Here is a 21677-nt window from a genome sequence, read left to right as displayed (position 1 = left end):
GCCCGGACCAGCCTAGCGCATGCCGTAGTAGAGGCCGACCACATGCTCGGCCTCGGCGAAGAAGAGCCAGCGTTGGGCGAAAGCGCCGATCAGGTGGAACATCACCGCAAGGACCAGAGCGCCGAAGCCGGGGACGAAGACAAGGAACAGCACCGGCAGCAAGACCGAAAAGACCATCGCGATCATCCGCACCCTTTCGGCATGTTTTCGGCCGACGACGAAGATCATCTCGCGCAGAAGGTAGTTTCCGCCCGTGTGGGGGTGTTCGAAAACCGAAACCCTGCCGATCTGTCCCAATCCGGTCGCCTCTTCCATGCGCTGGCCCGCCTTGGCGAAGGCGCGCGCGCCGAAATGCCAGTGCAGCGCCATCGCGACGCCCAGAAGGCACAGGGCCCATGTCACATAGGGGCGCATCGTGCCGATGATCATGCCGCCAGCAACTGCGTAGGCCAGAAACAGCACCGGCACCGTCCAGTGATGCCAGCGCGGCACGGCGCGGATCTGGGCATAGATCATGGAGGTGCAGAAGACCGTAACCGCCGCCATGACAGCCCCCGCGATCCCGAAGCCACGGCCCCAATCAAAACCCAGCCAATCCGCAAGTGCCTGGGGTGCAAAGAGGATAAGCGTGATCACCGATGCCCATGCCTCGCGCGACAGCCAGCTTGTCCGCCACTGCGTGAAGGCAAGGAGGGCGCGCTGCGGATTGCCCAAATGGAAGGTGGAGGCAACCAGACCCGCGACGGCCAGCCCATAGCCCAGCCCCCAAAGGAAGAACGCGGGAATCCCCTGCGCCCCATAGAGGCCCATCACGGCGAGAAAGCCGAAACCCATGCCTGACAGGACCGTGAAGACGATGACGGAAGGTGCTGGATGCATTCAGATTTTCCCCAGAACGCGATCCAGCCACCCGGCCAGCCCCGTTGCCTTGATATCCAGAAGCGGTGCCAGAAGGCTTGCCTCTTCGGGGCGGTCTTTCTTGCGGGGCGGGAGATAGCGGTTCACCGGTTTGGTGCCCATGCCGGGCATCAGGGCAAAACCCCCACGCTCGGCCGACAGGCGGCTGACCTTGCTGTCCGGGTCGGCGAAGTCGCCGAAGTGCCGCGCCCCGGTGGGGCAGGTCCGCACGCAAGCCGGTTCGCGGTCTTCCTCGGGCAGGGACTCGTTATAGATGCGGTCCACGCAGAGCGTGCATTTCTTCATCACCCCCGCCGCCTGATCCAGTTCGCGCGCGCCATAGGGGCAGGCCCAAGCGCAAAGACCGCAGCCGATGCAGGCATCCTCGTTCACCAGAACGATGCCATCCTCGGCCCGCTTGTAGCTTGCCCCTGTTGGGCAGACGGTGACGCAGGGCGCATCCTCGCAATGCAGGCAGGAGCGCGGGAAATTTATGATTTGCGTAGCATTATCAATAGGTTGCACGGAATAGCTGTGCACACGATTGAGGAAGGTTCCGGAAGGGTCCGCACCATAGGGATTCTGATCGGACAGCGGCACCCCATAGCCCTGATCGTTCCAGCCCTTGCAGGCCGTCACGCAGGCATGGCATCCGACGCAAGTGTCGAGGTCGATGACGAGACCCAGCTTCTTCTCTGTCCGTTCCGGCAGGGTCGTCATGCCCGCGCCCTCCCTTTTGGAACCACACGGGGCAGGACGTCGAAGGCCGGTTCCGCATGGTCCTTCGGCCCGACACGTTCCACCCTGACGCGCAGGTCGAACCATGCCGCCTGCCCGGTGACCGGATCGGAATTCGAGAGCCGCCCCTCGCCCGGCAGGACCTCGGAAATCAGATGGTTCAGCAGAAAGCCCTGATTGGCCTCTGGCGCGCCTTCGTCCAGCGCCCATGCTCCGCGCCGCTTGCCGATGGCGTTCCAGGTCCAGACCGTGTCGGGGTTCAGGGCCGCCATATGGGCCACGGGCACGACGATCTGGCCGGTGGGAGAGGTGACGCGGGCATAGTCACCCTCGGCGAAGCCCTCGGCCTCCCAGATCTTGGTGGGCAGGTAGAGGTAGTTCTTCCCGTGGATCTGCCGCAGCCATGCGTTCTGGCTGCCCCAGGAATGATACATCGCCATCGGGCGCTGCGTGATGGCGTGGACGGGAAAGCCCGATGCCGCCTCTTCGCCGAAGGGGGGATACCAGACGGGCAGCGGATCCATGGCGACCTGAAGCCGGTCGCGCAGATGATCGGGTGGTTGCAGGAAGCCATGCCCCTCGGCGGCAAGCTGGAACTTGCGCATCGGTTCGGACCAGATGGAAAAGAGATAGGGCTGCGGCGTTTCGTAGAAGGAGGTCGCGACCGCCCAATCCTGATAGGCCCTGTTCCACGGTTTGTAATACTGGGCGCCGTCGGGCACATGGGCCTGATAGAAGCCGCCATTTTCGATGTATCGCGCAAGCTGGTCTGGATTGGCGTCGCCTCGCCCCTCCTTGTCGCCGGCTTCGCCGCGAAACCCGATCAGAGGCCCCACGCCGGGGCGGCGGATGTGGTTGACGATGTAATCGGCATAGTCGCGAAATTTCGGGCTGCCATCCTCCTTGACCATGCCAGGAAGGCCCAGCCGCGCGCCAAGGTCCAGCAGAACGGACTGGAACCCGCGAACGTCGCGGTCGGGCTGCACGACCGGCCAGCGGATCGCGTCACCCGCCGCGTCAGGCTCGCTGATCGGGCGGTCGAGGAGGGAGATGCAGTCGTGGCGTTCCAGATAGGTCGTATCGGGCAGGATCAGGTCGGCATAGGCCACCATCTCTGACGCGTAAGCGTCGGAATAGATGATGCGCGGGATGACGTAGTCGCCCTTGTCATCCCTGTCGGTCAGCATCTCCATCACGCGGGCCGAGTTCATGGAGGAATTCCATGACATGTTCGCCATGTAGAGGAAGAGAGTATCGATCCTGTAGGGATCGCCTGCATGGGCATTCGGGATGACCATGTGCATCAACCCATGCGCGCTGAAGGGATTTTCCCAAGTGAAGCCCTTGTCGATGCGCCAAGGCGTTCCGTCCTCCTTCAGCGCGAGGTTTTCGGGCCCGCGGACATAGCCCAGATGCGGGCCGCTGAGCGGTTTACCGGAGGCGGCAACAAAATGCGGGGTCGGGTGGGCCTCGACGGGTTTGGGATAGGGCGGTTTCAGCCGGTAGCCGCCCGGCGCCTCGACGGTTCCGAGGAGGATCTGAAGAAGGTGAAGCGCGCGCGCCGTCTGGAAGCCGTTGGAATGGGCCGAGATTCCGCGCATTGCGTGGAAGCTGACCGGGCGGCCCGTCATGGAGCTGTGACGGTCGCCGCGGAAGTCCGTCCATTCGACGGGAAGCTCGAAGGCTTCGTCGAAGGCTGTGCGCGCGAGTTCGGCGGCAAGCGCGCGGATGCGGGCGGCGGGCAGGCCGCAGCGGTCGGCCACGGCTTCGGGGGCGTATTCCGCGGAGAGATAGCGTTCCGCCATGTGCTGGAAGACGGTGCGATGGCCTTGCCAGACTGCGCCAAGGTCCGGCTGCACCCCCGCCCCGTCCCACGGGGCAGGCATCCCGGTGCGGCGGTCGATCACGAAGGGCTGGCTTTCGGCATTCTTCAGGATCAACCCCTTTTCGGGGCCTTCCGTCGCATTCACCAGCAGGGGCGCGTTCGTCCAGCGGGCGAGGTAGTCGAGATCGATCTTCCCGGCCTCGAGCAGGCAGTGGATGAGGGACAGGATCAGCAGGCCGTCCGTCCCCGGCGTGATGCCCAGCCATTCATCGGCCACGGCGTTGTAGCCCGTGCGGACCGGGTTCACGCCGATGACCTTGGCCCCGCGCGCCTTGAGTTTGCCGATGCCGATCTTGATCGGGTTGCTGTCATGATCCTCGGCCACGCCGAAGAGGACGAAAAGCTTGCTATGTGCCCAGTCGGGCTGACCGAATTCCCAGAAGGCACCGCCGATCGTGTAGATGCCTGCCGCCGCCATGTTGACGGAGCAGAAGCCACCATGTGCGGCATAGTTCGGCGTGCCGAACTGCTGCGCCCACCATCCGGTGAAGGATTGCGACTGATCTCGCCCGGTGAAAAAGGCCAGCTTTTCCGGGGCCTCTTCACGCAGCGGTTTGAGCCATGAGACCGCCGTTTCGAGCGCCTCTTCCCATGTGATCTCTTCGAAGGCGCCCGATCCGCGCGGGCCGACCCGCCGCAGCGGCGCGCGCAGGCGGGAGGGGGCGGTCACCTGCATGATGCCGCTGGCCCCCTTGGCGCAGAGGACGCCCTTGTTCACCGGGTGGTCGCGGTTGCCTTCGATATAGGTCACCTTGCCGGAGGTGAGATGGACGTTGATCCCGCAGCGGCAGGCGCACATGTAGCAGGTGGTCTTGCGGACCTCGTCCGACACTTTCGGCGATGTCTCGACCTTCGGTTGCCCCATCACGCCCCCCCTGACCGCAGTTGCATGGCCTCCATGGCAATCTGCCGTTCTTCCTCGCACGGTACTATCCAGATCGCGACACGCGCGCCCGGCGGATGAAGGTCTGGCCGTCCGGCCGCGTTCGCCGACTCGTCGAACTCTGCGCCCGCGAAGCGCAGGCCGCGCAGGATACCGGCCCGGATGCCTGCGTCATTCTCGCCGATCCCGCCCGTGAACACCACCGCATCAAGGCCACCCATGGCGGCGATCAGGCCGCCCGCGTGGCGGATGGCCCAATGGCAGAAATGATCCAGCGCGAAACGCGCCTCGGGTGTTCCCGCCTTGCGCAAGGCCCGCATGTCCGATGCGCCGCCAAGACCGAGCAGCCCGCTTTCCCGGTTCAGGATGCGCCCCGCGCCCGTCACGCCATGCACCTCGGCCAGTCTCAGAACGGCATTCCCGTCGATGGAACCCGTCCGTGTCCCCATGGTCAAGCCATCCAGTGGCGAATATCCCATCGTGGTGGCGACAGAGCGTCCCTCAAGGATCGCACAGGCAGATGCACCATTGCCTAAATGGAACGCAAGAAGCCGCTTTGGAAACGCCAGCAAGGCATTTTCTTGTACTTTTCGAACAATTGACGCGTAGCTGATGCCGTGGAAGCCATAGCGTCGCAAACCCAGTGCCTCGGCCTCGGGTGGGAGGGCGTAGCGGATTTCCACCTCGGGCATGGTGGCGTGGAATGCGGTGTCGAAACTTGCATATTGCGGGAGGTGGGGTGCGAGGCGGGCCAAGGCACGAATGGCCGTCAGGTTCGCCGGATTGTGGAGTGGGGCCAGCGGAATGCAGGCCTCCACCTCGGCGACGACCGCCTCTGTCAAGCGACAGGGGGCCGCCAGACGTGCCCCGCCATGCACGACCCGATGCGCGGCAGCCGTGAGGCTGGCGACCGGAAGTCCGGCTTCTTCCATCGCCTCAAAGACGAGGGCAAGCGCCGCCGCATGGTCGGGCACGGTGCGCGCGCCTTGCAGGGGCCCTGCCTCCACGCGGGCGGCAAGGCTGCCGATCTCGGTCACGCGGCCCGACAGACGCTCGGTCAGGTTATCATCGAAGACCGCCACCTTCAGGCTGGAAGAACCCGCATTCACCACCAGAACCGTCATCAGAGCACCGCCTTCACCAGCCCCATGCCCGCGAGGCCCGCCAGAAGCAGGATGGCAAAGCGCCGGAAATCCTGCGGATCGGTGTTCAGGAAGTGGCGGCCGCCCAGCCAGTTGCCAAGAAAGGTCAGTGGCAGCGCGATGAGCGAGGCCCAGAGCGTATCCCAACTGACCAGCCCGGCCCACCAGTAGAGCGGTGCAGAATAGAGGTCGAGCAGCGGGAAATAGGCGATCAACGTGGCCCGGAAGACCGCCGCGCGCATGGGTTGGGCGGCGAAGAAGGCGGCGATGGGCAGCCCGCCCATGCCCGGCGCATTGGCAAGGCCGGAGATCACCCCCATCCCGAGGTTGGAAATCCCCCGCGCCTCGAGCGCCATGCGCCAGCCTGCCAGAAGGACAAGGCACATGAGCAGGACATAGGACGATATCACGGCCCGTGCCGCATCCTCGGACATCCCTGTCAGGAGCCAGAGGCCAAGCGGAAGGCCCAGCGCCGCCCCTGCCAGCATCAGACCGACGCGCCGCCAATCGACATCTTGCGAAATGCCCTTTGCCGCCTGCAACGACATGGCGGTTTCAAGGATGACGACCACCGCCACCATGTTGAGCGGGTTCATCACCAGCGACGAGGCCGCGATGACGATGGCCGAATAGCCAAAGCCCGAATAGCCCCGGATAAAGGCGGCACCCAGAACCGCCACCGCCATCCAGACTGTCCCCGCAAGGGACAGATCGAAAGGCATCAGACGACCTGCGGGCGCATGTCCGCCTTGCTGATGCCCGCCACGGCGACCGGTTTCTTCATCGCGTCGCGCCGGAAGGGTTCGCCCAGTTCCTGATTGATCAGCGCCTCGATCAGCGTGGTCTTGCCGTGTTCCATCTGGTCGGTGATCGCCTTGGACAGCGCCGCGCGCAATTCGTCCATGGTCTTTGCCTGCACGCCCTGCAGGCCGCAGGCGCGCGCGATGCCGGCATAGCTGACCTGTGTGTCGAGTTCGGTGCCGACGAAATTGTCGTCATACCAGAGGGTCGAGTTCCGCTTTTCGGCCCCCCATTGGTAGTTGCGGAACACCACCATGGTGATGGCGGGCCATTCCGGGCGACCGATGGCCGTGAGTTCCGTCACCGCAATGCCGAAGGCGCCGTCGCCCGCAAAGCCCACGACGGGCGTGTCCGGGCAGGCGATCTTGGCGCCAACGATGGCGGGAAGGCCATAGCCGCAGGGGCCGAAGAGGCCCGGAGCAAGGTATTTCCGACCTTTCTCGAAGGTGGGATAGGCATTGCCGATGGCGCAGTTGTTGCCGATGTCGGAGGAGATGATCGCCTCTTTCGGCAGTGCGCTTTCGATGGCGCGCCATGCCATGCGCGGGCTCATCCAATCGGGCTTGGCCGCGCGGGCGCGTTCGTTCCATGAGGTGCCGGGATCGTCATCCTCGTGGTCCATCGAGGCGAGTTGCTGTGCCCAGCGGCTTTTCGTGGTGGCGATGAGGTCGAGACGGTCCTTCCGCCCGGCATCACCAGCAGCGGAGGACAGGCGCGCGAGGATGCCTTCTGCGACCTTCTTCGCATCCCCCAAGATGCCGACCGTTACCCGTTTGGTCAGGCCGATGCGGGCGGGGTTGATGTCGACCTGGATGATCTTGGCCTCTTTCGGCCAATAGTCGAGACCATAGCCCGGCAGGGTGGAAAACGGGTTCAGCCGCGTGCCCAGCGCCAGAACGACATCGGCCTTGGAGATGAGTTCCATCCCCGCCTTGCTGCCATTGTAGCCCAGGGGTCCGGCAAAGAGCGGATGGCTGCCGGGGAAGGCGTCATTGTGCTGATAGCCGACGCAGACAGGGGCGGAGAGACGCTCGGCCAGCGCAATGGAGGCCGGGATCGCCCCACCGATCACCACGCCCGCGCCGTTCAGGATGACCGGGAACTTGGCGGAGGAAAGCAGCGCTGCCGCCTCGGCCATCGCGGCCTCGCCGCCGGAGGGGCGTTCGAACTCCACCACTGCGGGCAGATCGATGTCGATCACCTGCGTGAAGTAATCGCGCGGCATGTTGATCTGTGCCGGGGCGGAATGGCGTTTCGCGTTCAGGATCACGCGGTTGAGGACTTCGGCCACACGGTTCGGATCGCGCACCTCTTCCTGATAGCAGACCATATCCTTGAAGAGGGCCATCTGTTCCACTTCCTGGAACCCGCCCTGCCCCATCGTGCGGTTCGCCGCCTGAGGCGTGACCAGCAGCAGCGGCGTATGGTTCCAATAAGCCGTCTTCACCGCCGTCACGAAGTTGGTGATGCCGGGGCCGTTCTGGGCGATCATCATGCACATCCGGCCGGAGGCACGGGTGAAGCCGTCGGCCATCATGCCACCCGAACCCTCATGCGCGCAGTCCCAGAAGGTGATGCCCGCCTTGGGGAAAAGGTCGGAAATCGGCATGAAGGCCGATCCGATGATCCCGAAGGCATTGTCGATGCCATGCATCTGCAGCACCTTCACGAAGGCTTCTTCCGTGGTCATCCGCATCGGTTGTCTCCCGTCCATTCCGGTGCGCCCCGAGGGGGCGCTTTCTCTAACCTTCTACCCTTCCCGCGCCTCGCAGGCTTAGGGCCAGAAATCATGGCCGCTTAAGTCCAGATCCGGACCCAACACGGGATTGACCCGGCGCGGGGCGGCCTTTGGGCCGATGTGGCCGGGCCTCAGGCATCGCGCATGGCCTTGGCCACAAGGGCGATGCCCTCGGGGATCTTGGCCAGCGGGATGGAACTGTAGGCCAGACGGTAGAAATTCCGCCGCTCGGTTCCGGGATGGAAGAAGACCCTCCCCGGTTCGATCAGCACGCCCTCGGCGCGCAGTCGCAGGGCGAGCACCTCGGTATCGACATAGGGGGCTGCCTGCATCCAGAAGGAGGTGCCGCCGAAACCGCCCTGCCCCGCCACTTTCATCCCATGCTGCAGGATCGCCTCTTCCATGGCCTGCCGCCGCTTGCGGAAGGCGGCCTTCATGCGGTTCACGAGTGCATCGTAGTGGCCAAGCGACAGGAAATGCGCCGCCGTGCGCTGCAACTGTCCGGGCGGATGGCGCAGGACCTGTGCCCGCAGCGCCCGCGCCTCGCGGATGAAGGGTTCGGGACCCACAAGCCAGCCAAGGCGGAGGCCCGGAAAGATCGACTTGGAAAAGGACCCGGCATGCACGACGCGGCCAGCGGAATCGAGGCTTTTGATTGAGGGAGAGACGGGCTTGAGAAAGCTCATCTCGAATTCGTAATCATCTTCGACCACAAGGAAGTTCCGCTCTTCCGCCGCACGGAGGAGGGCGGTGCGCCGTGCCACGGGCATGGTGGCGTTGGTGGGGCTTTGGTGGCTGGCGGTGGTGAAGACGACATCGACGCCATCCGGCAGGGCATCGACCGCAAGCCCGCCCTCATCGACCGGAACGGGCGTCACGCGCGCGCCGGACTGCGCCACCATCGCCCGAAAGCCCGGATAGCCCGGATTTTCCACCACTGCATGCCCCCCCGGACCAAGCAGCACCTGCGCCGCGAGCCAGAGGGCATTCTGCGCCCCCATGGTTACCAGAACCTCACCGGGCCGCGCTTCGATGCCGCGGCGGGGCAGGATGTTCCGCAGGAGGTACTCGATCAGAAGCGGATCGTCGCGTTCGTATCGATCCGCCGTCAGCGTCTCGAACTCTCGCCGGCCAAGGGCTTGCAGGGCACACAGACGCCAATTCTGATGGTCGAACAGCGTCGGGTCGGCCTGACCGTAGATGAAGGGAAAGGGATAGGCGCGCCAGTCCTCGGGGCGTTCCACACGCTCCATGCGCGAGAATTTCCCGGCGCAGAGCCCGTCCCAATCGACGGAACTGGGCGCGCGGGGGACGGGTTGGAAACCGGGCTGGACGGGCACGCCTTCGCTGACGAAATACCCCGAGCGCCCGCGCGAGGTGAGGTAATCCGCAGCGACGAGTTCGGTATAGGCCAAGGTCACGGTGATGCGGCTGACGCCGAGATGGACGGCAAGGCTGCGGGACGAGGGCATCTTCTCGCCCGTACGGAAGCGGCCGGACAGGATGCCTTCGGCCACCATCGCACGGATGCGCTGTTGCAGGCTTCCGCTAACCCCTTCTGCAAGAAAGAAGCTTTCGACCGGTATCGGCATCTGGCCCTATCCTTTCCGATCTGGCCATAAGGCCTGCCCTTCCCGGAAGGGTCAAGGCTGCGCGGGTGCGGTTGCCGGAATGCCGGCCCCGTCCGGCTGGGTCTGCCTGCGAAAGGATGCGATTTTCGACCTGCCCGGTCTTGCGCAGAAGGCGCGGGTCGTATAGGTCAGCCCTGCTCTCGGCGGGTTGGCGGAGAGGTTACGCAGCGGATTGCAAATCCGTGAAGACCGGTTCGATTCCGGTACCCGCCTCCAGAGCATTCTCCGGAAAAATTAAGTGGGACGCTGGGGTTGGCGTCGTTGGTTCACCAAGGACGAGGCCCGCCCCTTTCGAGGCGGGCCGTCGCGTTTCAGCGCGGGTCGGGGATGGCGTCGCCGCCCTTGCGGTTCCAGCGGATGGAGGACCAGAGCGACAGGCCGATCAGCGCCGCGCCGCCAAGGCCGGTGATGACCTCGGGGATATGCACCAGCGTCTGGCAGAACATGATCACCGAGAGGATCAGGATGGCGTAGAAGGCCCCGTGTTCGAGATAGCGATACTGTGCCAGCGTGCCCTTTTCGACCAGCATGATCGTCATGGACCGCACATACATCGCCCCGATGCCAAGGCCGATGGCGATGACGAAGAGGTTGTTCGACAGGGCAAAAGCGCCGATCACCCCGTCAAAGGAGAAGGAGGCGTCAAGCACTTCGAGGTAGAGGAAGGCACCGAGGCCGCCCTTGGCGGCGGCGGACATCGTTTCCTGGCTCTTGTCCAGAAGGCCGCCCAGCGTTTCCACCACGAGGAAGGTGACGAGGCCGTAGATCGCGGAAGAGACGAAGGCGGTGGATTCGGCGCCTTCGAGGAGCTTGGAGAAGACGAGGATCGTGATCAGCACGACGCCCACCTCGATGCCCCGGATGGTGGCGGTGGCGGCGACCTTCTCCTCAAGCCAGCGGACCCAGTGGACGTCTTTTTCGGCGTCGAAGAAATAGGTGAGGCCCACCATCATGAGGAAGGCACCGCCGAAGGCCGCGATGGGAAGATGCGCCTCATGCATGATGCGGCTGTATTCCTCGGGCTGGGTGGAGGCGAGGATCACCGCCTGCCATGGGCCGATATTGGCGGCCAGCACCACGATCAGCAGCGGGAAGATGATGCGCATGCCGAAGACCGCGATCAGGATGCCCCATGTCAGGAAGGCGCGCTGCCATTCGGGGCGCATGTCCTTGAGTTTGTTGGCATTCACGATGGCGTTGTCGAAGGAGAGCGAGATTTCAAGCACCGCGAGGACGCAGCAGATGAAGAAGATAGACGCCATGCCGGAGAGCGTTCCGGTGCTGGTCCAGCCGAGCCAAGCGCCGAGCGCGAGGCCGAAGGCGGTGACGATGAAGGCCCAGGTGAAATATTGCAGCGTCGGTTTCTGTGCCGGGGTGGTGGTCATTGGGGATGTCCCTTGCCGAGGCGGAGATGGCAGACGGGCGGAGGCGCGGCGCGTGCTGGCGTCGGGTCGATCCGGCGGGTCGGTCAGGTCCTTGCGACTGTTTCCACAAGGTGCCGACATCGCGAAAGCGTCGCAGGACTTTCGCCAGAGGGGCCCGGTCACCAGGGTTGCGCCATCCGGCACGGGGCGGGGTGGCTGGGACGTTCATACGGTTTCGGATATGAAAATCAAACGATTTCTCGGGGCGTCCCCTAACCCCTTGCGCACGCTGGATTAACCTCCGGAAAGGGGCCGCGCGGCCTGTATCGGAAGTTGTGCCGTATTCTGTGCCGCAAACCGTCAGCACGCAGCGAACGGTGATCTGACGTTAACCCTTTCATGCAGGGGGTGAGTCGCCTGCCATCTGGACTTATGTCGACTGACTCTCTGGCCCTATCGGCGCGGGCCGTGGTAAGGGATGATGGAGAGGAAGCGCCCCGCCTTTGCGGGGCCTGCGCCATTTCACGAAAGGACGCGCCCATGGAAGGGTTGGACCGGTTCAACGATATCTCCGAGGTGGTCGAGGCAGACCGCGCCCATGTCTGGCACCACCTGAGCCAGCACAAGCAATACGACACCGGCGTCGATCCGCGCGTGATCGTCGAGGGCAAGGGGATGAAGGTCTGGGACGCCAAGGGGAAGGAGCATATCGATGCCGTGTCCGGCGGCGTCTGGACGGTGAACGTGGGCTATGGCCGCGAGAGCATCGCCAACGCGGTGCGCGACCAGCTGATCAAGATGAACTACTTCGCCGGGGCTGCGGGGTCGGTGCCGGGGTCGATCTTCGCCCAGCGGCTGATCGAGAAGATGCCGGGGATGAGCCGGGTCTATTATTCCAACTCCGGTTCGGAAGCGAACGAGAAGGTCTACAAGATGGTGCGCCAGATCGCGCATCGTCACCACAAGGGCAAGAAGTGGAAGATCCTCTATCGTGACCGCGACTATCACGGGACGACCATCGCCGCGCTTGCCAGCGCCGGGCAGGACCAGCGCGCGATGCAATACGGGCCCTTCCCCGACGGGTTCGTGCGGGTGCCGCATTGCCTTGAATACCGCAAGCAGTGGGACGTGGAGAACTATGGCGAGCGCGCGGCGGATGCCATCGAGGAAGTGATCCTGCGCGAAGGCCCGGATACCGTGGGCTGTCTGATCCTTGAACCCGTGACGGCGGGCGGCGGCGTGATCGTCCCGCCGAAGGGCTATTGGGAGCGGGTGCAGGAGATCTGCAAGAAATACGACATCCTCTTGGCCATCGACGAGGTGGTCTGCGGCGTGGGCCGGACGGGGACGTGGTTCGGATACCAGCATTACGGCATCCAGCCAGATTTCGTGACCATGGCGAAGGGCGTGGCCTCGGGCTATGCTGCGATTTCCTGCACCGTCACGACGGAGCGGGTCTTCGAGATGTTCAAGGACGATCCCTCCGATCCGATGAGCTATTTCCGCGACATCTCCACCTTCGGGGGCTGCACCTCGGGGCCTGCGGCCGCGCTGGAGAACATGGCGATCATCGAGCGCGAGGGGCTTCTGGAGAACACGGTGAAGATGGGCGATTACTGCCTGTCGAACCTGCAGGCGCTGATGGAGAAGCACAAGGTCATCGGCGACGTGCGCGGCAAGGGTCTGTTCCTTGGCGCGGAACTGGTGGCGGACCGTACGACCAAGGAAGCGGCGGATGAGAAGAAGGTGCAGGCGGTGGTGGCCGACTGCATGGCGCAGGGCGTGATCATCGGGGCGACCAACCGGTCGCTGCCGGGGCTGAACAACACGCTGTGCCTGTCGCCCGCGCTGATCGCGACGAAGGATGACATCGATCACATCACCGGGGCCATCGACGGCGCGTTGACCCGCGTCTTCGGCTGAGGCCTTTCGCGAAGTGATCTAATTGCGCGCGGCCCCCGAGGGGCCGCGCATTCCTTTTGTCTCGCCTCCCGCGCGTGCCGCGCGTCCGGCTCGGCGCTGGGGGCCCTGCCCCCAGACCCCCGGGATATTTGCGAAACGGGTGAGGGGGCGGGTCGGTCTTCAGGTCCAGTCGAGGACGACCTTGCCGGAGAGGCCGGATTTCATCGCCATGAAGCCGTCGCGGAAATCATCCACCTGGAAGCGGTGGGTGATGACCTTGCGCACATCGAGGCCGTTTTCCAGCATGGCGATCATCTTGTACCATGTCTCGAAGATCTCGCGCCCGTAGACGCCCTTGATGGTGATGGCCTTGAAGACGATCCGGCTCCAGTCCACGGGGCTCTTGCCGGGGGGGATGCCAAGCATGGCGATGCGGCCGCCCATGACCATCGCCTCGACCATCTGGTCGAGCGCGGCCTGATTGCCGCTCATCTCCATCCCGACGTCGAAGCCTTCGGTCATCTTCAGCCGCGCCTTGACGTCGGCGAGATGCTCCTTCGTCACATCGACGGGGGTGACATCGGCCACCTGCGCGGCAAGGTCCAGCCGGGCGGGGTTGACGTCGGTGATGACGACATGGCGCGCGCCGACATGGCGGGCGACGGCGGCGGCCATGATGCCGATCGGGCCTGCGCCGGTGATCAGCACATCCTCGCCCACCAGATCGAAGGAGAGCGCGGTGTGGACGGCATTGCCGAGCGGGTCGAGGATGGCGCCGATCTCGTCATCTATCGCGTCCGGCAGGGGGACGACGTTGAAGGCGGGCAGGCGCAGGTATTGGGCGAAGGCGCCCTGTTCGTTCACGCCGATGCCGCGGGTTGCGGGGTCGAGGTGGAACTTGCCCGCGCGGGACTGGCGGGATTGGCGGCCGATGAGGTGACCCTCGCCCGAACAGCGCTGGCCGATGGAGAGGCCTTCGACATTGCGGCCGAGTTCCACGATCTCGCCCGCGAATTCATGGCCGGTGACGAGGGGGACGGGAACGGTGCGGGCGGCCCAGTCATCCCAGTTCCAGATATGGATGTCGGTGCCGCAGATGCCCGTCTTGCGGATGCGGATCAGCACATCGTCGGGGCCGATCTCGGGCACCGGCCGGGTTTCCATCCAAAGGCCCGGTTCGGGTCTGGCCTTCACCAGCGCCTTCATTTCGTTGGTCATGTCAGATCACCCCTGTGGCCTTGCCCGCCGCACGGAAAGCGTCGAGCGCGAAGTCGAGATCGTTGCGGGTGAGGCGCGCATTCATCTGGGTGCGGATGCGGGCCTGCCCCTGCGGGACGACCGGGAAGAAGAAGCCCGCGACATGGATGCCGCGTTGGGCGAGGTCCTGTGCCATGGCCTGCGCGAGACGCGCCTCGCCCAGCATGACGGGGATGATCGGGTGTTCCCCGGGCAGGAGGCGGAAGCCCGCATCGGAGAGGCCCGCGCGCCAGTAGGCGGCATTGGCGAAGAGTTGGGCGCGGAGATCATCGGCGGTTTCGACGATGTCGAGGGCGGCCAGCGCCGCGCCCACCACGGCGGGGGGAAGGGCGTTGGAGAAGAGATAGGGGCGCGCGCGCTGGCGCAGGAGGTCGATCACGGGCTGGGGGCCCGCGATATACCCCCCCAACGCGCCACCCAGCGCCTTGCCCAGCGTGCCGGTGAGGATATCGACATCGACGCCGAAATGGGCGGGGGTGCCCTGCCCTTTCGGGCCCATGAAGCCGGTGGCGTGGCAATCGTCCACCATGACCAGCGCGTCGAAGCGACGGGCGAGGGCCGTGATCTCGGGGAGGTTGGCGAGATAGCCGTCCATGGAGAAGACGCCATCGGTGGCGATCATCACGAAACGCGCGCCTTCGTCGCGGGCGCGGGTCAGTTGCGCCTCGAGATCGGCCATGTCGGAATTGGCATAGCGGTAGCGGCGCGCCTTGCAGAGGCGGATGCCGTCGATGATGCTGGCGTGGTTGAGGGCATCGGAGATGATGGCATCCTCGGGGCCCAGAAGCGGCTCGAACAGGCCGCCATTGGCATCGAAGCAGGCGGCGAAGAGGATCGCGTCCTCCTTGCCGAGGAAGCGGGCGAGGCGGGTTTCCAGCGCGCGGTGGATGTCCTGCGTGCCGCAGATGAAGCGGACGCTGGCCATGCCATAGCCGTGATCGCGCATCGCGGATTCGGCGGCGGCGACGAGGCGCGGATCGTCGGCGAGGCCGAGATAGTTGTTGGCGCAGAGGTTGAGCATCTGCCGCCCCTCCATGGCCACATGCGCGCCCTGCGGGCCGGTGATGAGGCGTTCGCGCTTCATCAGGCCATCGGCCTCGATGCCCCGCAGGACCGTGGAGAGATGGGAGAGAAAGGCCGAATTTTCCGACATGGCGGATGATCCTCCGTTTTGGCGGATTATGCGGAAGAGTGGGCGTTTGTCAATATCACGGATGGATTTCCGCGAAAACGGATATGGTCTTCGTCTCGGCCCAAATACCCAAAAAACGCGGCCTGCCCCGGGCGCAGGGGCCGGGATCAGCTTCCCTGCACGATCAGGATGGCACGGGCCTTGGCTCCGGCGCGGATGGCGTGGGGGCGGTCGGCGGCGTAGCGGGCGGTGTCGCCGGGGCCCAGATCCTCGGCATCCTCGCCGGATTGGACGGAGAGCGCGCCTTCGATCACGGTAAGGTGTTCGCGGCATCCGGGGGAATGCGGGTCGGAGACGAGGGAGGCGCCGGGTTCGAAGGTGAGGTCGTAGACCTCGTGTTCGCCCACCGCTTCGGCGGGGGAGAGGATGCGGATGCGGACGCCGGGGCTGCGGGCGATGACGGGGGCGGCGCTGGCACGGGTGATTTCGATCCCCGGCGCGGGGCGGCCTTCGAGGAGGCCCGCGAAATCCACCTGCAGCGCGGTGGTCAGGTTCCAGAGCGTGGCCACGGTGGGCGAGCTTTCACCGCGTTCGATCTGGCTGACCATGGAGCGCGAGACGCCGGAGAGTTTCGCCACGGCATCGAGCGACAGGCCGCGCGCCTTGCGCGCCTCGCGCAGGGAGGCGGCCAGACGGTCGTGGATGTCGGAACGCGAATTCATGCGGTGATGGTGGCGCGGGGGAGGCGAAAGGTCAACGCGCCTCAGGTGCCGCAATAGGTGACATAGCGGCCAAAGCCCTGCGGAGCGGGGAGCATGTAGGATTCGGCCTCGGCAAAGGGGGTGGCGATGGCGGCGAGGAGGGCTTCGAAGGGGGCCATGTCGCCCGCGGTGGCAGCGGCGAGGGCCTCTTCGACCTTGTGGTTGCGGGGGATGACGGCGGGGTTGGCGGCGCGGATGCGGGCCGCCGCATCGGGGGCGAGGCGGGCCTGCCAGCGGGGCAGCCATGCGCGCAGGGCGGTGGCATCGGCAAAGAGCGGGGCGAGCGTGGTGGCATCGCCCCCCACGGCATCGGCGAGTCGGCGGAAGGTGAGGGTCCAGTCGGCCCCCTGCCCTTCCATCGCCGCCAGAAGCGCATCGGCCAGAGCGCCGTCGCCATCCTCGGCCCCGGCGAGGCCCAGCTTGCCGCGCATCACCGCCACCCATTCCGCGCGGTAGCGCGCGGCGATGCCTTCGAGCAGGTCGTTGGCGATGTCGACGGCGCGGTCCTGATCGGGGTCGAGGAGCGGCAGCAGCGCCTCGGCCAGACGGGCGAGGTTCCAGCCGAGGATGAGGGGCTGGTTGGCATAGGCATAGCGGCCCGTGTGATCGATGGAGGAGAAGACCGTGCCGGGGGCATAGGCCTCCATGAAGGCGCAGGGGCCGTAGTCTATGGTTTCACCGGACAGCGCCATGTTGTCGGTGTTCATCACGCCATGGATGAAGCCCACGCCCATCCACTGCGCGATCAGCCGGGACTGGCGGGCGATGACGGCGTCGAGCAGGGCCTTGGCGGGATTGGCGGAGCCGGCAAGGTCGGGGTAATGGCGGGCGATCGTGTAGTCGAGCAGGCGACGCACCTGCCCGAGGTCGCCGCGGGCGGCGAAGAACTGGAAACTGCCTACGCGGATATGGCTGGAGGCGACGCGGGCGAGGACGGCACCGGGAAGCTCCACCTCACGCAGGACGGGGGCACCGGTGGCCACCACGGCAAGGGCGCGGGTGGTGGGGATGCCGAGGGCCGCCATCGCCTCGCCCATCAGGTATTCGCGCAGCATGGGGCCGACGGCGGCCTTGCCGTCACCACCCCGCGAAAAGGGCGTGCGGCCGGAGCCTTTCAGGTGGATGTCGAAGCGCTGGCCATCGGGGGCGAGGATTTCGCCCATGAGCAGGGCGCGGCCATCGCCCAGTTGCGGCGAGAAGCCGCCGAATTGGTGCCCGGCATAGGCCTGCGCCACTGGATCGGCCCCTTCGGGCAGGCGGTTGCCCGAGAATATCTCGGCCCCTTCGGCCTGCAGGGCATCGGGATCGAGGCCGAGGCGTTCGGCCAGCGAGCGGTTGAGGGCAAGGAGGCGCGGCGCAGGCGCAGGGGCGGGTTGGACGGAGAGGAAGGTTCCCGGCAGGTCGCGGACCCAGCTGTTGTCGAAGGCGATGGTCATGCGGGCGCTTCCCCTTGTGCGTGCCATTCCATATGGGCGCGGGCGGCAGGCGGGGCAAGCGGGATGCTAGCGGAACTCCAGATGCGCGACCTGCCAGATGGAGCGGGCATAGATGACGACGGTCTGGTAATCGGGCGTGGAGTCATAGGGGTAGACGATCCAGAGCGGGCCCTTGTCGCGCACGGAAAGGCGCTCTCCGTTCTGTTCGAAGGCGAGGATCGGGCCGCCTTCGACGGCGTCGGTGACGGGGATTTCCACGGTATAGTCGTTCAGGGCGGAGGCGAGGATGGTCGTCCCCTCGGCCCGCAGTTCCGAGATCAGTCGCGACAGGGGGACACCGCGGAAGGATTGCGGGCCCTCGGTCCAGATGGTGGTGGTTTTGAATTCGACGGGATCGAGGGATTCGAGCATGGCAAGGTCGAAGGCGGCCCCCTCGGGCGTATTGGTCACGCCGATGCGGCCTTCGACGGTAAGGACGACGTCCTGACGCGGCACGGGCAGTGCCTCGGCCGAAGCGGCGGTCGCGGTGACCAGCCAGACCAGACCCGCCCATTGTCGGATTCGCTTGGAAATCATGGTGCCCCCTAGCCAATGTGAATTGTTATGCCCAAGAAAGGGAGAGGTCTGCTATCCTTTGGAAGTAGACAGGACAAGAGCTTGCCCCTGTCGGGCCGTCGAGGCGGGGACTGCGTGGGGCGGCGATGATTCGCGATTTGATAAGAATGTGGTCGGGGCGAGAGGATTCGAACCCCCGGCCTACGGTACCCAAAACCGTCGCGCTACCAGACTGCGCTACGCCCCGAACGGCGCCTGAATACCCGCTTGTCGCGGACTTGGAAAGGAGGGATCTCGCGATTACTCGCAGGGCCAGACGGCGCTGCCCTGCGCGATGGCGGGGTGGCGCAGTTCGCTGCCCTCGGCAATGCCCATGCGGGTGGCGAGGCCGCCGTTGATTTCAAGGACGAAGCGGACGCCCTCGCCGCCCTGGATCGGGGTGGTGTCGCCGGGGATGGCGTTGGAATGGACGCGGGTGACGCGGCCTGTTTCATCGGCGAAGATCATGTCGAGCGGGATGAGCGTGTTCTTCATCCAGAAGGAGACGGCCTGAGGTTCCTCATAGACGAAGAGCATGCCGGCGCTGCTGGGCATGCTTTCGCGGAACATCAGGCCCTGCGCGCGTTCCGCGCCGTCATCGGCCACTTCGACGGTGAAGCGCTGCTGCCCCGAAGGGCCGCGCAGTTCCACGACATCCGGCGCGCAGGCGGCCCATGCCCCCATGGGGGACAGGGCCAAAAGCACGGAAATCAACCCAGTTGACGGTTTGCCGCTTCCCAAGAAACCACCTGCACAGCCATGCGCCCGCGCTTGCCTTCGACGATGCGCAGGCAGATCGCCTCGCCCGCCTGCAGATCGGCAAAGCCCGAGACGCGAAGCACCTCGATATGGATGAACACGTCTTCGGGGCGGCCAAAGACATTGGCGAAGCCGAAGCCCTTTGCCTTGTCGAACCATTTCACGCGGGCAGGTTCGAGGGGCAGTCTTGCGATCTCTTCGGCATCGACGGGGGCGCTTTCATCCCCCAAGGGGAAACTCACACCCTGCGGCGGCTCGATCTCGAGCACTTCCACCGCCTGAACGCCACGCTGCGTCATCTGCACCTTCACCGAGATCACCGCACCATCGGCCACGGAGTTCTGGCCGTAATTCCGAAGCACATTCGCGTGCAGCAGAATATCAGCACCGCCCTCGTCGGCAACGATGAAACCGAAGCCCTTGCCGGGATCGAACCATTTTACCCGACCATGCACGGTATGCACGGTCTTGTCTTCTTCTGTCATGTCGAGAGCCATTCCCCAGTCTAAGCCCTGCGCAAGACAAGACTCCAATAAGCGGGACGTTTCAAGGGGCAAATATTAACTTTTCTGAACCTGTCCATTCGCGAAGCGCGAATTTCAGGGGTTGAGGCGGGTGATCTGCCAAGGCGCGGCGGTGCCGTCGCGGGTCCAGCGGAATCGGTCATGCAGGCGGAACTGGCCGTCGGCCCAGAATTCGATTTCGAGCGGCCGGATGCGGATTCCGCCCCAGAAGGGCGGTCGTTTGGGAATCGGGCCCTGTTCGACGGTGACTTTGGCGACCTCGGCCATCAGGGCGGTGCGGGAGACGAGGGGTTCGGACTGTCGCGATGCCCATGCGCCGAGGCGGCTTTTTAGGTTGCGGGAGGCGTAATATTCGTCGGCCTGCGGGCCTTCCTCGCGTTCGGTCAGGCCGCGCACGCGGATCTGGCGGCGCAGGCTTTTCCAGTGCAGGACGAAGGCGGCCTTGCCGGAGGCGGCGATCTCTTGCCCCTTCTTCGAGCCGTAATTGGTGTAGAAGACGAAGGCATCCGCCTCGATTTCCTTGAGCAGGACCATGCGGGCATTGGGCATCCCGTCGGCATCCACCGTGGCAAGCGCGATGGCGTTGGGGTCGTTCGGTTCCTGCGGCTCCGCCTCTGCCAGCCAAGCCCGCGCGATGGCGAAGGGGTCATCGCCTGCGAAAATCCCGTTCCTGTCCATGATATCCCGTCCAGACCTTCCCTGCGACGCGGCGTCACGGGGCACCCTTGATGCAGCCCGCCTGATCGCCTACACGTCAACGACAACACAAAGGGTGGGCGAGGGACAGGCAATGTCAACCGGACTTATGGCAGGAAAGCGCGGGCTCATCATGGGGCTGGCGAATGACAAATCCATCGCCTGGGGCATTGCCAAGACGCTGGCCGACCATGGCGCGACGATGGCCTTTTCCTATCAGGGGGAGGCGTTGAAGAAGCGCGTGGAGCCGCTGGCGGCATCGATCGGGACGCCGCTGCTGTTCGAATGTGACGTTGCGTCAGAAGAGTCGATGGATGCGCTTTTCGCCGGGTTGAAGGCGGAATGGGGCACGATCGACTTTGTCGTGCATGCCATCGGATTTTCGGACAAGAACGAGTTGCGCGGGCGCTATGTCGACACGACGCGGCAGAACTTCCTGATGACGATGGATATCTCGGTCTATTCCTTCACGGCGATTTGCCAGCGCGCGGCGGCGATGATGCCCGAAGGCGGGTCGCTGCTGACGCTGACCTATTACGGGGCGGAGAAGGTCATGCCGCATTACAACGTGATGGGTCTGGCCAAGGCCGCACTGGAATCGAGCGTGAAATACATCGCCGAGGATCTGGGCAAGGACGGCATCCGGGTGAATGCCATCTCGGCCGGGCCGATCAAGACGCTGGCCGCCAGCGGCATCGGCGATTTCCGGTACATCATGAAGTGGAACGAGCTGAACTCTCCGTTGCGGCGCAACGTGACGCAGGAGGAGGTGGGCAAGGCCGCGCTTTACCTTTTGTCGGACCTCGGGTCGGGCACCACGGGCGAGAACCTGCATGTCGATGCCGGGTATCACGTGGTGGGGATGAAGGCGGTGGATGCGCCCGATATCGATGCGGTGACGGGGCGGAACGGCAAGGAATGACGCTGGCCGCCTTTGCCGCCTTTGCGGGTCTTGTGATCTTCGCCGCCATCTCGCCCGGTCCTGCCGTGCTGATGTCGGCCCGGACCGGGCTGACGGAGGGGTTCCGCACGGGTCTGATGTTGGCCATGGGGATCGGTGCGGGGGCGGTGGTCTGGGCCAGCGCGGCGATGTTCGGGCTGAACCTGCTGTTCGCGGCGGCCCCTGCCCTGCTCTGGGCGCTGAAGCTGGGTGGGGCGGCCTATCTGATCTGGATGGCGCTGCATCTTTGGCGCGATGCCAAGACCCCGCTGGTGACCGAGGATGCGCGGCCCGTGCCGCGCACGGCACTGTCGGCCTTTCGACTTGGGCTGTTCACGCAACTGGCCAATCCGAAACCCGCCGTGATGTTTTCCGCCATCTTCCTTGGCACGGTGCCGCAGGGCACGCCACTGTGGATCTATGGCGCCCTGCTTGCGCTGATCTTCACGGCCGAGACGGCGTGGAACAGCCTTGTCGCCCGCATCTTCTCGCTCGACCGGACGCGGGCGCGTTACATCAGCCTGAAAACCGTCATCGACCGCAGCTTCGGCGGATTGCTCGCCCTGCTGGGGGTCAAGATCGCCGCCACCTGAGGGG

At 65.1% G+C, this 21677-nt stretch carries 19 protein-coding genes and 2 tRNA genes; 4 read left to right on the top strand and 17 right to left on the bottom strand.

The window, feature by feature from the left end; translation table 11 throughout:
• Positions 1-12: 12 nt before the first annotated feature.
• The 7 genes from TabM4_RS07330 to TabM4_RS07300 form a co-directional block, all read right to left on the bottom strand.
• Positions 13-879 (bottom strand): dimethyl sulfoxide reductase anchor subunit family protein, encoded by an 867-nt coding sequence (locus TabM4_RS07330; protein ID WP_434620564.1) that lies wholly within the window; start codon positions 877-879, stop codon positions 13-15.
• Positions 880-1617: a 4Fe-4S dicluster domain-containing protein gene (locus TabM4_RS07325; RefSeq protein ID WP_434620561.1), complete on the bottom strand. Its 738-nt coding sequence runs from the start codon at positions 1615-1617 to the stop codon at positions 880-882.
• Positions 1614-4385: a molybdopterin-dependent oxidoreductase gene (locus TabM4_RS07320; RefSeq protein ID WP_434620558.1), complete on the bottom strand. Its 2772-nt coding sequence runs from the start codon at positions 4383-4385 to the stop codon at positions 1614-1616. Before TabM4_RS07320 ends, TabM4_RS07325 begins: the two co-directional genes overlap by 4 nt.
• Complete coding sequence (locus TabM4_RS07315; protein WP_434620555.1) at positions 4385-5527, bottom strand: acetate/propionate family kinase; 1143 nt, start codon at positions 5525-5527, stop codon at positions 4385-4387. The genes TabM4_RS07320 and TabM4_RS07315 overlap by 1 nt, the downstream gene beginning before the upstream one ends.
• Positions 5527-6267 carry a TSUP family transporter gene (locus TabM4_RS07310; RefSeq protein ID WP_434620552.1) on the bottom strand — a complete coding sequence of 247 codons (741 nt, stop codon included), beginning with the start codon at positions 6265-6267 and terminating at the stop codon, positions 5527-5529. The genes TabM4_RS07315 and TabM4_RS07310 overlap by 1 nt, the downstream gene beginning before the upstream one ends.
• The gene (gene xsc / locus TabM4_RS07305; RefSeq protein ID WP_434620549.1) at positions 6267-8042 is read right to left on the bottom strand and encodes a sulfoacetaldehyde acetyltransferase; all 1776 of its coding nucleotides are present in this window, start codon (positions 8040-8042) and stop codon (positions 6267-6269) included. Before xsc ends, TabM4_RS07310 begins: the two co-directional genes overlap by 1 nt.
• 173 nt (positions 8043-8215) lie before the next feature.
• On the bottom strand, positions 8216-9676 hold the full coding sequence (locus TabM4_RS07300) for a PLP-dependent aminotransferase family protein (protein ID WP_434620546.1): 1461 nt from the start codon (positions 9674-9676) through the stop codon (positions 8216-8218).
• A 181-nt stretch (positions 9677-9857) separates the two neighbouring features.
• Between TabM4_RS07300 and TabM4_RS07295 the strand changes: the two genes are divergently transcribed.
• Positions 9858-9931 (top strand) — tRNA-Cys (locus TabM4_RS07295).
• Positions 9932-10026: 95 nt separating this feature from the next.
• Here the strand turns inward: TabM4_RS07295 and TabM4_RS07290 are convergent.
• A complete protein-coding gene (locus TabM4_RS07290; protein WP_434620543.1) occupies positions 10027-11100 on the bottom strand; it encodes a DUF475 domain-containing protein in 1074 nt (357 codons plus the stop codon).
• 519 nt (positions 11101-11619) lie between these two features.
• Here TabM4_RS07290 and tpa point away from each other — a divergent pair.
• A complete protein-coding gene (tpa, locus tag TabM4_RS07285; RefSeq protein WP_434620540.1) occupies positions 11620-13002 on the top strand; it encodes a hypotaurine--pyruvate aminotransferase Tpa in 1383 nt (460 codons plus the stop codon).
• Between the two features lie 159 nt (positions 13003-13161).
• Here the strand turns inward: tpa and tdh are convergent, their stop codons facing one another.
• From tdh to pdxH, 9 genes are all read right to left on the bottom strand, one after another.
• The gene (gene tdh / locus TabM4_RS07280; RefSeq protein ID WP_434621954.1) at positions 13162-14187 is read right to left on the bottom strand and encodes an L-threonine 3-dehydrogenase; all 1026 of its coding nucleotides are present in this window, start codon (positions 14185-14187) and stop codon (positions 13162-13164) included.
• A gap of 13 nt (positions 14188-14200) precedes the next feature.
• Positions 14201-15391, bottom strand: coding sequence for a glycine C-acetyltransferase (locus TabM4_RS07275; protein WP_434620537.1), 1191 nt, complete (start codon positions 15389-15391; stop codon positions 14201-14203).
• 146 nt (positions 15392-15537) lie between these two features.
• Positions 15538-16092, bottom strand: a complete 555-nt coding sequence (locus TabM4_RS07270) for a helix-turn-helix domain-containing protein (protein ID WP_434620534.1) — start codon at positions 16090-16092, stop codon at positions 15538-15540.
• Positions 16093-16133: 41 nt separating this feature from the next.
• Positions 16134-17567, bottom strand: a complete 1434-nt coding sequence (locus TabM4_RS07265; protein ID WP_434620531.1) for a protein adenylyltransferase SelO — start codon at positions 17565-17567, stop codon at positions 16134-16136.
• A 66-nt stretch (positions 17568-17633) separates the two neighbouring features.
• Positions 17634-18143, bottom strand: a complete 510-nt coding sequence (locus TabM4_RS07260) for a molybdopterin-dependent oxidoreductase (RefSeq protein ID WP_434620528.1) — start codon at positions 18141-18143, stop codon at positions 17634-17636.
• Between the two features lie 149 nt (positions 18144-18292).
• Positions 18293-18369: transfer RNA gene (locus TabM4_RS07255), tRNA-Pro, on the bottom strand.
• A 53-nt stretch (positions 18370-18422) separates the two neighbouring features.
• A complete protein-coding gene (locus tag TabM4_RS07250) occupies positions 18423-18845 on the bottom strand; it encodes a DUF192 domain-containing protein (protein ID WP_434620526.1) in 423 nt (140 codons plus the stop codon).
• A 26-nt stretch (positions 18846-18871) separates the two neighbouring features.
• On the bottom strand, positions 18872-19405 hold the full coding sequence (locus TabM4_RS07245) for a cold-shock protein (protein ID WP_434620523.1): 534 nt from the start codon (positions 19403-19405) through the stop codon (positions 18872-18874).
• Positions 19406-19519: 114 nt separating this feature from the next.
• A complete protein-coding gene (gene pdxH / locus TabM4_RS07240) occupies positions 19520-20122 on the bottom strand; it encodes a pyridoxamine 5'-phosphate oxidase (RefSeq protein WP_434620521.1) in 603 nt (200 codons plus the stop codon).
• 112 nt (positions 20123-20234) lie between these two features.
• On the opposite strand from pdxH, the gene fabI reads away from it, so the two are divergent.
• Together fabI and TabM4_RS07230 are read left to right on the top strand one after the other, a co-directional pair.
• Positions 20235-21062, top strand: a complete 828-nt coding sequence (gene fabI / locus TabM4_RS07235; RefSeq protein WP_434620519.1) for an enoyl-ACP reductase FabI — start codon at positions 20235-20237, stop codon at positions 21060-21062.
• On the top strand, positions 21059-21673 hold the full coding sequence (locus TabM4_RS07230; protein ID WP_434620516.1) for a LysE family translocator: 615 nt from the start codon (positions 21059-21061) through the stop codon (positions 21671-21673). The genes fabI and TabM4_RS07230 overlap by 4 nt, the downstream gene beginning before the upstream one ends.
• The last annotated feature ends 4 nt before the right edge of the window (positions 21674-21677 follow it).

The sequence above is a fragment of the Tabrizicola sp. M-4 genome (genome assembly GCF_051132405.1).
Taxonomy (GTDB): Bacteria; Pseudomonadota; Alphaproteobacteria; order Rhodobacterales; family Rhodobacteraceae; genus Paragemmobacter.
This window is presented reverse-complemented; position numbering and strand designations above follow the sequence as displayed.